The organism is Halobaculum magnesiiphilum (assembly GCF_019823105.1).
GTDB classification, from domain to species: Archaea; Halobacteriota; Halobacteria; order Halobacteriales; family Haloferacaceae; genus Halobaculum; species Halobaculum magnesiiphilum.
In genome coordinates, this window is sequence record NZ_CP081958.1 from 1481831 (window position 1) to 1494760 (window position 12930).

The 12930-nt window shown below is 70.2% G+C and carries 14 protein-coding genes; 5 read left to right on the forward strand and 9 right to left on the reverse strand.

What is annotated here, in order from left to right; translation table 11 throughout:
- Window positions 1-66: 66 nt before the first annotated feature.
- Both K6T50_RS07510 and secF read right to left on the reverse strand, forming a co-directional pair.
- On the reverse strand, window positions 67-1632 hold the full coding sequence (locus K6T50_RS07510; RefSeq protein WP_222608768.1) for a preprotein translocase subunit SecD: 1566 nt from the start codon (window positions 1630-1632) through the stop codon (window positions 67-69).
- Window positions 1629-2525 carry a protein translocase subunit SecF gene (gene secF, locus K6T50_RS07515; protein ID WP_222606023.1) on the reverse strand — a complete coding sequence of 299 codons (897 nt, stop codon included), beginning with the start codon at window positions 2523-2525 and terminating at the stop codon, window positions 1629-1631. The genes K6T50_RS07510 and secF overlap by 4 nt, the downstream gene beginning before the upstream one ends.
- Window positions 2526-2833: 308 nt before the next feature.
- Here secF and K6T50_RS07520 point away from each other — a divergent pair, with 308 nt between their 5' ends.
- Window positions 2834-3145 carry a DUF7968 family protein gene (locus K6T50_RS07520; RefSeq protein WP_222606024.1) on the forward strand — a complete coding sequence of 104 codons (312 nt, stop codon included), beginning with the start codon at window positions 2834-2836 and terminating at the stop codon, window positions 3143-3145.
- A 360-nt stretch (window positions 3146-3505) separates the two neighbouring features.
- On the opposite strand, the gene K6T50_RS07525 is transcribed toward K6T50_RS07520, so the two are convergent.
- Both K6T50_RS07525 and K6T50_RS07530 read right to left on the reverse strand, forming a co-directional pair.
- The gene (locus K6T50_RS07525; protein WP_222606025.1) at window positions 3506-4072 is read right to left on the reverse strand and encodes a DUF5812 family protein; all 567 of its coding nucleotides are present in this window, start codon (window positions 4070-4072) and stop codon (window positions 3506-3508) included.
- An 82-nt stretch (window positions 4073-4154) separates the two neighbouring features.
- Window positions 4155-4613 carry a DUF8056 family protein gene (locus K6T50_RS07530; protein WP_222606026.1) on the reverse strand — a complete coding sequence of 153 codons (459 nt, stop codon included), beginning with the start codon at window positions 4611-4613 and terminating at the stop codon, window positions 4155-4157.
- Window positions 4614-4819: 206 nt separating this feature from the next.
- On the opposite strand from K6T50_RS07530, the gene K6T50_RS07535 reads away from it, so the two are divergent.
- Both K6T50_RS07535 and K6T50_RS07540 read left to right on the forward strand, forming a co-directional pair.
- Window positions 4820-6103 carry a glucose-6-phosphate isomerase gene (locus K6T50_RS07535; RefSeq protein ID WP_222606027.1) on the forward strand — a complete coding sequence of 428 codons (1284 nt, stop codon included), beginning with the start codon at window positions 4820-4822 and terminating at the stop codon, window positions 6101-6103.
- Window position 6104: 1 nt separating this feature from the next.
- Complete coding sequence (locus tag K6T50_RS07540; protein ID WP_222606028.1) at window positions 6105-6845, forward strand: CPBP family intramembrane glutamic endopeptidase; 741 nt, start codon at window positions 6105-6107, stop codon at window positions 6843-6845.
- A 30-nt stretch (window positions 6846-6875) separates the two neighbouring features.
- Here K6T50_RS07540 and K6T50_RS07545 read toward each other — a convergent pair whose 3' ends face one another.
- A complete protein-coding gene (locus tag K6T50_RS07545; RefSeq protein ID WP_222606029.1) occupies window positions 6876-7334 on the reverse strand; it encodes an NOB1 family endonuclease in 459 nt (152 codons plus the stop codon).
- Window positions 7334-7579: a PRC-barrel domain-containing protein gene (locus tag K6T50_RS07550; protein WP_073307159.1), complete on the reverse strand. Its 246-nt coding sequence runs from the start codon at window positions 7577-7579 to the stop codon at window positions 7334-7336. Before K6T50_RS07550 ends, K6T50_RS07545 begins: the two co-directional genes overlap by 1 nt.
- 232 nt (window positions 7580-7811) lie before the next feature.
- On the opposite strand from K6T50_RS07550, the gene infB reads away from it, so the two are divergent.
- Complete coding sequence (infB, locus tag K6T50_RS07555) at window positions 7812-9641, forward strand: translation initiation factor IF-2 (protein WP_222606030.1); 1830 nt, start codon at window positions 7812-7814, stop codon at window positions 9639-9641.
- Between the two features lie 207 nt (window positions 9642-9848).
- Window positions 9849-10094 (forward strand): DUF8015 family protein, encoded by a 246-nt coding sequence (locus K6T50_RS07560; protein WP_222606031.1) that lies wholly within the window; start codon window positions 9849-9851, stop codon window positions 10092-10094.
- A gap of 216 nt (window positions 10095-10310) precedes the next feature.
- On the opposite strand, the gene K6T50_RS07565 is transcribed toward K6T50_RS07560, so the two are convergent.
- From K6T50_RS07565 to pan2, 3 genes are all read right to left on the reverse strand, one after another.
- The gene (locus K6T50_RS07565; protein ID WP_222606032.1) at window positions 10311-10691 is read right to left on the reverse strand and encodes a DUF5811 family protein; all 381 of its coding nucleotides are present in this window, start codon (window positions 10689-10691) and stop codon (window positions 10311-10313) included.
- A 119-nt stretch (window positions 10692-10810) separates the two neighbouring features.
- The gene (locus tag K6T50_RS07570; protein ID WP_222606033.1) at window positions 10811-11293 is read right to left on the reverse strand and encodes a pyruvoyl-dependent arginine decarboxylase; all 483 of its coding nucleotides are present in this window, start codon (window positions 11291-11293) and stop codon (window positions 10811-10813) included.
- 347 nt (window positions 11294-11640) lie between these two features.
- The gene (gene pan2 / locus K6T50_RS07575) at window positions 11641-12876 is read right to left on the reverse strand and encodes a proteasome-activating nucleotidase Pan2 (protein ID WP_222606034.1); all 1236 of its coding nucleotides are present in this window, start codon (window positions 12874-12876) and stop codon (window positions 11641-11643) included.
- Window positions 12877-12930: the final 54 nt, after the last annotated feature.

A 12930-nucleotide genomic window follows, 5' to 3' on the forward strand; every position in this document is an offset into this window, starting at 1 on the left:
CACACGAACGGGAGAAAAACGTTCGCCGCGTCGGGGCGGGCCAGGTCGGGGCAGCCCGGGACGGGTTCAGCGGTCGGTCAACAGCGCGCGGAGGATGTCCCCGTACGCCGGCCGGGTGATGAGTACCCCGACGAGCACGCCGAGGATCGTGAAGATGGCGAAGCCCTGGAGGTCGCCAAGCGAGAGCCACGGCGAGGCCAGCGGCGCCATCGCGACGATCGTCGTCGCCGCGGCGGCGCCGACCACCCAGAACGCCTTCCGGAAGCGCGACCGGAACACGCGCCGGGAGTTTACGTCGCCCTCGGCCATCACCTCGTCGGCGATGATCACGAGGTCGTCCACCCCCGTCCCGATGACGGCGATGAACCCGGCGATGACCGACAGGTCCAGCGGGTACTGGATGAACGCCGCGAACCCGAGGAGGACGACCACCTCGGAGAAGGCGGTGACGACCATCGGCGCGGCCACCTTCGGGTCGCCGTAGCGGAAGAACACCACGCCCGCGACCGTGAACACCGCGAGCAGCCCGATGATCAGCGAGTCCCGCTTGAAGTCCTCACCCTGTGCGGCGCTGATGGCGGTCGCGGTCCCCTCGTCGAGCGCGAGTCCGGCCGGGAGCGCACCGGCGCGGAGGTCGACCGAGACCTGCTGGGCGCGCTCGAACGAACCGGTGACGAGGATGAACTGCGGGTCCTGAGCCCACTCGCCGTTGCGCATCGACTGCGCGAGCGAGGGGTCCATCCCGAACGAGGAGACGACGCTCCCGTCGCGGATGATCAGGATACACGGCTCGGTCGACTGTGGGTCGTCGCTGTAGGTGCACTCGGTGCCGCCCTGTCCGGCGACGCCCGTCTCGACGAACTGATCCTGAACGCGCTCGGCCTCGCTTTGCCGGACCGACACGGGGACGTGCGGCCCGGGACCCTGCCCGCCCTGCTGGGCGGTGCCGACCGTCTGGAAGTCCTCCTGCCGGATGACGGTCGTGTTCACGTACTCGGTCGTGTTGTTCCGCTGGACCTGATGGTACGCCGCGATCTGGACCGTCCCGCGGGAGTTCACCAGGTCGCGAACCTCGCTCAGGTCGTCGTTGGGGACCTCGATGAGCACGAAGTCGCCGTCGCCGATCGTCCGGACCGTCCCCCCGGAGAGGCCGGCGGCGTTGATCTTCGATTCGAGGACCTCGATCGTCTGCTGGCGGGTCTCGTCGGTGACGCCGTCGCGGACGGTCTCGTACTCGTAGCCGGCCGCATCGAGCGCGTCCCGGAGGTCCGACTGCGTCGCGTTCTCGCTGACGAGCTCGACGGTGCCGCTGGTGTTCGTCGAGAACCGCGCGATCACGTCGGAGCTGTCGCCGGTTTCCAGCTCCGCGGCGACCTCGCGCTCGACCTCGGCGGTGTCGTCGCCTCCGAACTGCACCTCCTCGGCGGTGACGCCGACGAGGGGCGCGCGGATCCGCGACCCGCCGGAGAGTTCGAGGCCGTACTGGAGGTTCGTCGCGGTCTCCTGGGCGGCCGGTCCTTCGCTCCCGGACGGCTCGAACGCCGGCGCGAACAGGAACAGCGACGAGAGCACGAGCATGAACACCAGCAGGACGACCCGCCAGTTGTCCTTGGCCGTCTCCCAGGTGCTCATCGTGCCACCCCTTCGAACTTGTACCAGCGAAGCAGCGACACGTTGAGCAGGTACGTGTTCATCAGGTCGGCGACGAGCCCGAACACGAGGATGGTCCCGATGCTCGCGAGCAGCCCGATGCCGAAGAACGACGCGACGATCGCCATCACGGCCATCGCCGCGATCGAGGTGAGCGTCATCGTGACGCCGGTGCGCATCGCGCGGTAGGTCGACTCGTAGAAGTCACCCGAGCGCCGGAGCACGCTGTTGTTCAACAGGATGTCGGAGTCGACGGAGTACCCGATGAGCATCAGCAGCGCCGCGACCGTCCCGAGCGTGAGTTCGATCCCGAGGGCGTTCATCAGCGCGACCGGGATGACGATGTCCGAGAACGCCGAGATCACGACGGCGATGCTGGGGACGAACGTCCGGAACAGCGCGAACACGAGCGCGGCCATCCCGGCGAACGCGGCGACGACGCCGATCAGCGCGCGCTGTTGGGTCTCCGACCCGAAGGCCGCGCCGACGCCCTCGATCGACCGCACGTCGAAGCCGGCCTCGCCGGCCTCGGATTCGAGCTGTCGGGTGAACTCGTTCTGTGCGGTCTCGGACCCCTCGGTCTGGAAGGTGACGATGTACACGTCGCTGGTTCCGACCCGCTGGATGCTATCTGGCGTCGCTGTGAACGCCTCGCGGATGTCCTCGCGTGCCTGTGTGTCGCTCGGAGCGTCGACGGCGACCCGGAGTTCCGTCCCGCCGGTGAAGTCGAGCCCGGGGTCGACCGGCGCGCCCGTCGTCGCGTACGCGCCGCCGATGACGAGGAGGGCGACGGTCAACACCACGAGCGGGATCGCGGCGAGTTGCCGGTTGGAGTACCGGGTGTAATCGACCTCCGGTACCTCGAATCGAGCCATGGGTTCCGGTCCCCCCGCGCCCCGAATAAGCCTTCTTCTTCACGGCTACCGCCGTTTCAGCCGGATCCACCGTCCACGGTGCCGATCCCGTGCGATCCGGGCGTGTGCTTCCCCCGCCCTCCTCGGCGATCGGATTCCCCTCGGCGGTGAACACGCCGGACGGCGAACGCACGCCATACAGTGAATCGCGCGATATCGAATCCGGCGGTTACCGGACGACCCCCGAGTTCGGCTCCGTGGACTCACGTCCGATGCCGCGCGGGCACGCCGGCGACAGGTCGATGTACCGACGGCCCGTACTCCGACCCATGAGCGACGACGCGGCGCGCGTGGTGCTCTCGTTCCCGGACGGCCTGAGCGAGTGGGGCCGCGACCAGATCCGGACGGACCGCTACCGCAACTACCTCCGGCGGATGCTGGACGAGCCGCGCGTCGGCGACGAGCGCGAGGAGTTCGTCGACATCGGCTGTTGTGGCGACTCGCTGGATCTCACCTTCCGCGTGGAGGCCGTCGAGGGCGGGACCCGCGTCGGCGACGGGACGGTCGTCGAGTTGATCGAGCGCGCCGGCGACGTGGAGGGCGGCTGGCGCGTGCAGTCGGCCGCCGGGCCGACCGAGTGAGCGGCGCGCGCAGAGCCTGAGAGCGAGCCGGAAGCAACCGGGGAAGAGCCGAGAGCGGGCCGGAAGGATCCGGAAACGTCACCCGCGAGTCGGATCCCGGTCGCCCACGGCGACGACGCTGCAACCGTGGCGGTCGCGTCCGGACGGTGGCGGTCGTCGGAGCGGATTCGGAGCGGATTCGGAGCCGAACTACCGCGTTACCCCGTCAGCGACGCCTCAGCCGAGAAATACAGCCGGACGGCTGATCCGCCCGAGCCGGCATTGAATATCGCGATATGGAGTTTACCACTCGATGCGACGAGGGGGCAGTTCGGAGAGAATATCGGTCCGAACGGGCTGAGAAGTGTCGATCTCGGGGGGTTAGGGCATGTAGCGAACGACGACGACGCCGGGGGCCGCCCGGATCTCCACGCGGTTCACGCCGAGGCGGGCCGCGCGGGTTCGGCTGGCGTCGGCGTCGTCGAGTACGTCGTCGACGGCCCGGTCGGTGTCGTCCTCGGGGACGGAGATGACGTGGATCTCGCCGGTGCCGGCGCGCTCGGTTCGCGTGAGGTCGCCGACGGGCTGGTCGGCCGCGAGATCGAGCGAGTGCTGGGTCGGCGGCTCCTCGCTCTCCTCGACGGGGATGTGGCGGCGCTCCTCGACCTCGACGAGCTGCCAGGAGACGTTCATCGGCGGGTCGGGGGCGACGACGCCCTCGACGGCCTCGCCCTCGGCGACGCCGGGGTTCGACGAGAGGGTGTGTACCTGGCCGGAGGCGACGTCGCGGAGCACGGCCGAGCCGTCGTCGGCGTGGGTGACGAGGAACGTGCCGTCCTTCTCGCCGTCGCCGGTGTCGGCGGGGCCGGCGTCGCCGGCGGCGGCCGCCAGCGCGTCGCGGACGGCGTCCAACTCGGATCCGTCGGATTCGGGGTCGCGGTCGGTCATGAAGCGGGGTAGGCGGTCGAGACTTTTGCCCGTGTCGCTCCGTGGATACGGCGGCGACGGGGAGTAGAGCCGGTCGAACCGCCTATCGTCGGAGGTAGTGCGCGGCGGCGATCAACAGACAGCCGACGGCGGGGAACGCCAGCCCAAGCGACGGCGGGAGGGGCGTGATTTCGGCTCCGACGGCCGCACCCGCGTACAGCGAGGCGAGGAAGGCGTAGCCCGCGAGCGCGAGGCCGGCGTCGTAGCCGGCCGCACGTCCCTCCCCGCGGCGCCGCGAGCGGGCGACGAGGAGCACTGGCGCGATGGTCGGGCCGACGGCGCCGAGCCCGACCAGCACGTAGAACGCGCGGACGACGGAGAAGCGCGCCTCGGCGGTCACGCCGAACAGCACCACCAGCGCCAGCCCGAACAGGACCGTGAGCAACAGGGCGGCGAGTCCGCCGAGGGCGACGTACGACTTGCAGATCAGCGAGTCGGTCGCGCGGAACGCGTACGGGAACGCCCCGAACACCCCCCGATAGCCGGCGTCGGCGTCGGTCATCGCCCGTCGTTGGACCGCGCCGGGGTTAAGCCCCCCGTCCGCCGTCCGTCGTTCGCGGAGCTCTGTTCCCTGTTCGCCGATCGCCGTTCCTCGATGTCGATCGCTGTTCGACGTTCGCTGGTAGACGACCGCCGCCGACTGCAGGGCCCGGCGAGCGCCCGCACGCGGACGGCAGGGTTTTGCCGGCGGCGCACGGCGGTTCCCGCATGAACGTCGACATCGGCAACGCCCTCGACGGCGATCTCGGACTCGCGCGCGACGACCTCGACGCGCTCGACGACCGCGTCGCCGACGCCCACGACCGGATCGAGCGCGGACGCGCCGAGGCGGAGCACGGCTACGCCGCGTTGAACCTCCCCGAGACGTGCGACCCCCACGCGGTCCGGCGGGCCGCCGACGGCTTCGACCCGGACCACCTCCTCACCGTCGGCATCGGCGGGAGCGCGCTCGGCGCGGCGACGCTCACCGACGCGCTCGGCACGGGCGTCGACTGTCGCTACCTCGACAACGTCGACCCCGCGTGGGTCCGGGCGATCCTCGACGACGTGGACCTCTCCGAGACCGTCGTCAACGTCGTTTCCCGGTCGGGGACGACCGCCGAGACGCTCTCGAACTTCCTCGTCGTCCGCGAGGCGATGGACGCGGCGGGCGTCGACTGGACCGAGCGCACGGTCGTCACCACGGGCGAGGCGGGCAACCTTCGGTCGATGGCCGACCGGCACGACCTCCCCGCGGTGGACGTGCCCGACGGCGTCCCCGGCCGCTTCTCCGCGCTGTCGACGGTGGGGCTGTTCGCCGCCGAGGTCGCCGGCGTCGACGTAGACGCCCTGCTCGCGGGCGCCGCCGACGAGGCCGAGCGCCTCGCCGGGTCGCTGTTCGAGTCGCCGGCGTACGCCTACGGCGCGACGACGTACGCGCTGGCCGAGCGCGGCGCCGCGACGAACGCGATGATGCCGTACGCCGAGTCGCTGGAGCGGTTCGCCGAATGGTTCGCCCAGCTGTGGGCCGAGTCGCTCGGGAAGGACGGCCGCGGACAGACGCCCGCGCGGGCGCTCGGCGCGACCGACCAGCACAGCCAACTCCAGTTGTACCGTGCGGGTCCGGCGGACAAGCTCGTCACCCTCGTTCGGCCTCGCGAGGCGGACGACGTGGGCATCCCCGAGACCGATCTGGAGGGGCTGTCGTACCTGGGCGGGTCGTCCCTCGGGGAGCTGCTGGACGCCGAGTTCCGCGCGACCGAGGCGAGCCTCGCGGCCGCCGGCCGCGAGAACGTCCGGATCGAGATCGACCGCGTCGACGAACGCGGGCTCGGCGAACTCCTGTACGCGATGGAGGCCGCGTGCGTGCTGTACGGCGAACTCGCGGGCGTCTCGACGTTCACCCAGCCCGCCGTGGAGTGGGGGAAGAACGCCGCGCGGGGGCTGCTCGGCGGCGGCGAGTTCCCCGAGGCCGACGCCGTCACCGAGAAGCGCCGCCTGGAGGTGGAGTGACGTGAACGTCGACCTCGGCCCGCCCGGGGGGACGATCGAGGCCCGTGCGGTCGCGATCCGCGGCGGTCAGGCGTTGCTCGCGGTGTTCGCGGGCGTCATCGCCGCCGGCGCCGTGGTGCCGGCGTTCGAGTGGGCGGCGCTGGCACTGGGGTTCGGCGCCGACTCGGTGGCGACGGCCGTGTTCACCACCGTCGGCAACGCCGCCGGTTTCGCGGCCGCGGCGCTGTTGTTCCTGCTGTACGCGGGGGATCTCGACGTGCTGCGCGTCCGGCGGCCGACGCCCCGCGACGCCGCCGTCGCCGTCGCCGGCGCGGTCGGGCTCGTCGTCGCCGGCTACGGGATCCTCCTGGCGTTCGCCGCCGTGGGGTTGTCCCCGAGCACGAACGAGGCGCTCACCAACCCGCCGGCGTACTTCCTCGCGATGGTCCCGTTGTCGTTTCTCACGGTCGCCGTCGGCGAGGAACTGCTCTTCCGGGGCGTCGTGCAGGGGGAGCTGCGGCGCGCGCTCGGCCCGGCGGGCGCCATCGCGGGCGCGTCGCTGCTGTTCGGGCTGCTCCACTACGTCGCCGGGGTGGGAACGCCCGCCGAGAAGCTCGTCTACGTCGCCGTCGCGGCGACCCTCGCGATCGGGTTGGGCGCGCTGTACGAGTACACCGACACGATCGTCGTCCCGATCTTCGTCCACGGCGCGTACAACGCCGTGCAGTTCGCGATCCAGTACGTGGAGGCGATCGGGATCTGAGGTCGATCCGGAAGCGACCGGGAGCCGAGGCTACGCCGGGTTCTTCCGGGAGAGGTCGCTCCCGCAGATCGGACAGCGATCGCGGTTCTCGTCGAACGTGCGCCCGCAGCCGGTACACTGGAACTGCCAGTCGCGCTCCTCCGAGATGCCCTCGCGGGCGATGACGCGGACGCGAACGTCCATGCGCTCGGCGACGTTCTGCATGGCGTAGTCGTCGGTGACGAGCGTCGCGTCGAGCTCGAACGCCGCCGCCAGCAGGCGCAGGTCCGTGTCTGACAGCTCCGCGAGGTCGCCGGTCTCCTCGGCGGCGCTGCGGACGCGCCCGATGGCCCCCTCGCCGGGGACGTGGATGTGCATCCCGGCGCCCTCCTCGGCGTCGAACCGGAGGGCGGTCTCGCCGGTGAGCTCGGCCTGCACCGCCGGGATCGAGGCGGTTTCGTCGTCGCCGTCGTAGCCGTGGATGAACGCGGACGAATCGAGGACTTCCATTACGTGCGGACGACGATGTAGTCCTTTACGGCCTGCACGTCCGCGACCGGGACGTGAAAGCGCCCGGACTCGTCGCGGTCGAACGGCACCTGCGCCGGGGAGAGCTCCTCGTTCGGCGTGACGAGCAGATCCGACAGCGACCCCGTCTTCAGGTCCATCGTGATGTTGTACAGCATGCCCAGCTCGGTGCCGTCCGAGCCCATGACGGCCTTCCCCGAGAGGTTCTCGGCGAGGATATCTGCCATACCTGCGCTCACTGACGCGACGGGCATAAACGCCACGCTGGCGTCGGACGCGGGGCGGACACGCCGCGCCGAACGGACGGCGTCCGCCGAGAGAAACCCACAGACTGCGGCGGGAATCGGAGCGAGCGATGTCGCCGTCGCGGGCGCACCGTGGCGGGAGTCGAAGCCCTTACCTCACGCGACCCGCCAGTATTCACAAGACCCGTTCTTCGCCGCAGGGAGGATCTCAGCCATGTCAGACACGAATTCCGACCCCGACACCGAGGAGACGATCGACGCCGGCTCGCTGCGCACCCCCATCGTCGCGGTGCTGGGCCACGTCGACCACGGAAAGACGACGCTGCTCGACCGCATCCGCGGCTCCGCCGTCCAGGAGGGCGAGGCGGGCGCGATCACCCAGCACATCGGCGCGACCGCCGTGCCGCTGTCGACCATCTCCGAGATGGCCGGCGCGCTCGTCGACCCGACCGACTTCGACCTGCCCGGCCTGCTGTTCATCGACACACCCGGCCACCACTCCTTCTCGACGCTGCGCTCGCGCGGCGGCGCCCTCGCCGACATCGCGGTGCTGGTCGTCGACGTGAACGACGGCTTCCAGCCGCAGACCGAGGAGGCGATCGACATCCTCAAACGAACCGGCACGCCGTTCGTCGTCGCCGCCAACAAGGTCGACACGACGCCCGGCTGGAACCCGCAGGAGGGCCAGCCGATCCAGCAGTCGCTTGAGGCGCAGTCCGATCGCGCGAGCTCCCGCCTGAACGAGAACCTCTACGAGCTCATCGGCGACCTCTCGGGCAAGGGCTTCTCGGCGGACTTCTACTGGCGCGTGCAGGACTTCCAGTCCAACATCGGGGTCGTCCCCCTCTCGGCGATGACCGGCGAGGGGATCCCCGACCTGCTCACCGTCCTGATGGGCCTGTCCCAGCGGTACATGAAGGAGGAGATGTCCGTCGACGTTGCCGGTCCGGGCGTCGGGACGGTGCTGGAGGTGAAAGACGAGCAGGGGTTCGGCGCGACGCTGGACGTGGTGCTGTACGACGGCGTCGTCCGCGAGGGCGACACCGTCGTCGTCGGCGGCCGCGACGAGCCGATCGTGACGGAGGTGCGCGCGCTGTTGCAGCCGCGCCCCAACGCCGAGATCCGCGCCGAGAAGCAGTTCGAGCGCGTCGAGGAGGTCCGCGCGGCCGCGGGCGTCAAGATCGCCGCGCCCGACCTGGACGAGGCGATGTCGGGCGCGCCCGTCCGCGTCGTCCGCGGCGACGACGAGGCGGCGCTGGAGGCGGTCAAGCGGGAGGTGCGCGAGGAGCTCGCCAAGATCGAGGTCGACACCGCCGAGGACGGCGTCGTCGTCAAGGCCGACACGCTCGGCAGTCTGGAGGCGATGGCGAACGCCCTCGAGGAGGCGGAGATCCCGATCCTCCGGGCGGAGGTCGGCGACATCGCCCCGCGGGACGTGACCGTCGCCCAGACCGCCAAAGAGGACACCCACAAGGTGATCCTCGGGTTCAACGTCGACGTGCTGCCGGACGCCGAGGAGGCGCTCGAACACGCCGACGTGCGCCTGTTCGACGACGACGTGATCTACCAGCTCGTCGAGGAGTACGAGGCGTACGTCGAGGAGCTGGAGCGCGCCCAACAGGAGACGGTGCTCGACAAGATCACCAAGCCCGCACGCTTCCGCATCCTCCAGGACCACACCTTCCGCCAGAACGACCCCGCGGTCGTCGGCGTCGAGATCCTCTCGGGAACGGTCCAGAACAACCGCCCGGTCGCGACGTTCGAGGGCAGCGAGCCGAACCGCGTCGGCACCCTCTCGGGGATCCAACACCAGGGCGACGACGTGGACTCCGCGCAGGCGGGCGAGCGCGTCTCCGTCGCCATCGACGGCCCCACGGTCGGCCGCCAGATCGAGGAGGGCGACGAACTGTGGATCGAGCTGCCCGAGAAGCACGCGAAGATCCTCGAACAGGAGCTCGCCTCGGAGATCCGCGCCGACGAGATCGAGGCGCTGAAGGCGTACCTGGAGAAGCGCCGGAAGACGGACCCGTTCTGGGGCAAGTAGCGCGCGCTCGCCGTCCCCGTCGGGCGTTCGCCGTCCCCGTCGAGCGTTCGCCGTCCGCGACGCCGCCGATTCCCTCGATCGACGTGACTTCGTGGTCACTTGACACCCCGAACGACCGCACGCGTCACCTACGAAAATTATGCTCGTATTATTTCAGCCGTAACAGATTTTACGGACGATAGAGAACTGCTAAGACGGTGAGAGTCGATGAGTGTCCGAGACCCTTCCAGCGACGATCTCCGCTCCGGGGCCGGCCCCGCCGGCCTCGTATCGCCGTCGAAGTACGACCTGTTGCTCGCGGCCGTGCCGGCCCTGCTCCTGGGCGGCACGGTCGCGGCCGCGCGGTTGGCGCTGCCCGTGTCGGTCGGGACGGGACTCGGCTCGGTGTTCGCGGCGCTGCTCGTCGGCTACGGCCTGTTCGTCGAGCCGCCCGTCGGCGGCCACGACGCCTGACCGCGCGGGCGACGCGCCGAGGGGGCCACCGTCGGTCGTGATTCTCCGATTCGTCGTTTCGTCCGTCGAATTTTGAAATGTTGTTCTATACAGAGAAATCGCTAGACGGGAGGCTGGATCGGAATATATAGATGGTCGACGTTCGGCCGGTCGATGAACGCACGGACCGGCGGGTGTTCCCTCTGGCGGTCCGGAGAACGAAGGCGGCGCGTGCGACTATCGCGCGGTCGGTTCGAGGTCGTCGCCGACGGCGGACATGACCTGGACGGCCGCGCTGGCGGCGAGCCCGCGGGCGACCTCCTCGCGGTCCTCGTCGTCGAGGCCGGCCTCGATGTCCTCCAGGTCCGGCGAGAAGCCCGCGCTGACCGCGTGGCCGATCGGCGGCTGGACCGCGACGGTGGCCTGCGGCCCGTTCGCGCCGTAGGAGAGTTCCGAGCCGACGGCGTAGCCGTCGGGGAGATACGATTCGGTTCGCGTGACGATTGTGGCGACCGCCTGTCGGAGCGCGTCCTTCTGGTCGGCCGTCAGGTCGACCTCCTCGGGACGGCCCGCCTCGACGACGCCAGGGGCCCCCGCATAGGGGTTGTTGCCGTTCATTAGGGTCGGCGATGGTATGCGCGGTCCGCGTAAAAAGGCGTCGGCGACCTGTCGGACGAATACACATCCACGGCGGTACGACGGCCCCACGGGCGGTGACGGAACGACGCCGGGGGGGATCAGGCGATCGGCTCGCTCTCGCCGTAGGCGGCGACGACGACCGCGGCGACGTACGCCGAGTCGTCGGTCTCGACGGTCGCACAGCGCGTCTCCTCGCGCTCGAACGTCCAGTCCCGCAGGTCGCGGCCGGCGTCGAGGCCGGTCGCCACCGTCTCGCGGACCGCGTCGGCGTCGCTGCCGTCGGCCTCGTAGAACAGTCCCGGTCCGGGGCCGGTCGCCCACCCCAGGCAGGCGGTGACGGTCTCGGTCTCGTGGGCGTCCTCGGGGGAAGCGGCCGCGTGCGCCTGCACGACGGTGAGGCGGTCGCCGGCGGGGCCCAGATCCGGCGCGGTGTCGACGGCGTGCACCTCGGCGTCGGCGGGAACGACCGACGAGACGGTGACGAGGTTGAAGTCGCCGACGCCGGCGTCGGCGAGGGCGGCGTCGTAAGCGGCCAGCTCGGTCGGCCCCCGCCCGACGCCGTCGGCGACGTGGATGTCCATATCCGAACTCGTGGCGTCGCGGAGAAGTGCGTGTCGAAAGCGAGGCGTGAGGGAGTGAGCGAAGCGAACGACCGAACGCCTCGACGACCGGCGGCGAGCTTGTGGGCGAGCCGCCCAGAAGAATCGCGAGGCGTGAGGGAGTGAGCGAAGCGAACGACCGAGCGCCTCGGCAATCGGCGGCGAGCTTGTGGGCGAGCCGCCCAGAAGAATAGCGAGGCGTGAGGGAGGGAAGCGAGACTGACCGACGGGCGGCCTCGGAAATGCGAAGGGCGAGCAGAGCGGCGGGTATTGGGTGAGGGTGCCGTGCTCGCAAAACCGCCAGACGTGACCGCGAATCGGAGCCCGACTCAGTACTGGTAGCGACCGAACTCGCCGTCGTTGAACACCGGGCCCTCGTTGCTCGTCTCGATCTTCTCGCGGGCGTCCTCGAAGTCGGCGCGGCGGACGGTCGTCCGCTCGTCGCGGATGGCGAACATCCCCGCCTCGGTGGTGAGCGCGGCGATGTCGGCGCCGGAGTAGTCGTCGAGGTCCTCGGCGATGTCGGCGAAGTCCACGTCGTCGGCGACGGCCATGTCAGCCGTGTGGATATCGAGGATGCGCTCGCGGCCCTCTGGACCGGGCTTGGGGACCTCGATGAGGCGGTCGAACCGACCCGGACGGAGGATCGCGTCGTCGAGCATGTCGAAGCGGTTCGTCGCCGCGATGATCCGCACCTCGCCGCGGTCGTCGAAGCCGTCCATCTCGCTCAGGAGCTGCATCATCGTGCGCTGGACCTCGGCGTCGCCGGAGGTCTTCGAGTCGGTGCGCTTGGCGGCGACGGCGTCGATCTCGTCGATGAAGATGACCGCAGGCTCGCGCTCGCCCGCCAGATCGAACAGGTCGCGCACGAGGCGGGCGCCCTCGCCGATGAACTTCCGGACCAGTTCCGAGCCGGCCATCTTGATGAACGTCGCGTCGGTCTCGTTGGCGACGGCCTTCGCGAGCATCGTCTTCCCGGTGCCGGGCGGGCCGTGCAGGAGGACGCCGCTGGGCGGCTGGATGCCGACCTCGCGAAACGCGTCGGCATTGATGAGGGGGTCCTCGACGGCCTCGCGTACCTCGCGGACCTGCTCGTCGATGCCGCCGATGTCGTCGTAGGTGACCTCGGGGTCGGCGTCGACCTCCATCGCCTGCGCGCGGGCGTCGGTCTCGTCGTCGAGCACCGTCTGCACGCTGAAGGAGTCGTTGATGGCGACGCGGTCGCCCGCCTCCAACTCGTCCTCGAGCTGGGGCGAGAGGTCGGTGAGCACCTCCTGGTTGTTGCCGTGCTGTTTGATCACCGCGCCGTCCTCGGTGAGCTCCTCGACGGTCGCGATGTACAGCGACGCCGTCTTCAGCGCCTCGTTGCGGCGCTTGAGCTCGTCGACCTCCTCGCGGAGGTCCGCGCGGCGGCTCTGGGCCTCGTCGAGGCGGTCGTCCAACTCGTCGTTGACCTGGACGATCCGCTCGAAGTGTTTGCGAAGCGCCTCCAGCCGCTCGGCCTCGTTCATGTCGGGATCCAGATCGAGCCGGGGCCGGTCGGGGAGGGACGGACTCCGAGACATTTCTCGCCCGTGCTTAGGTACCGCCCGTAAAGGGGCTTTGGGTGGCGGGAGCGT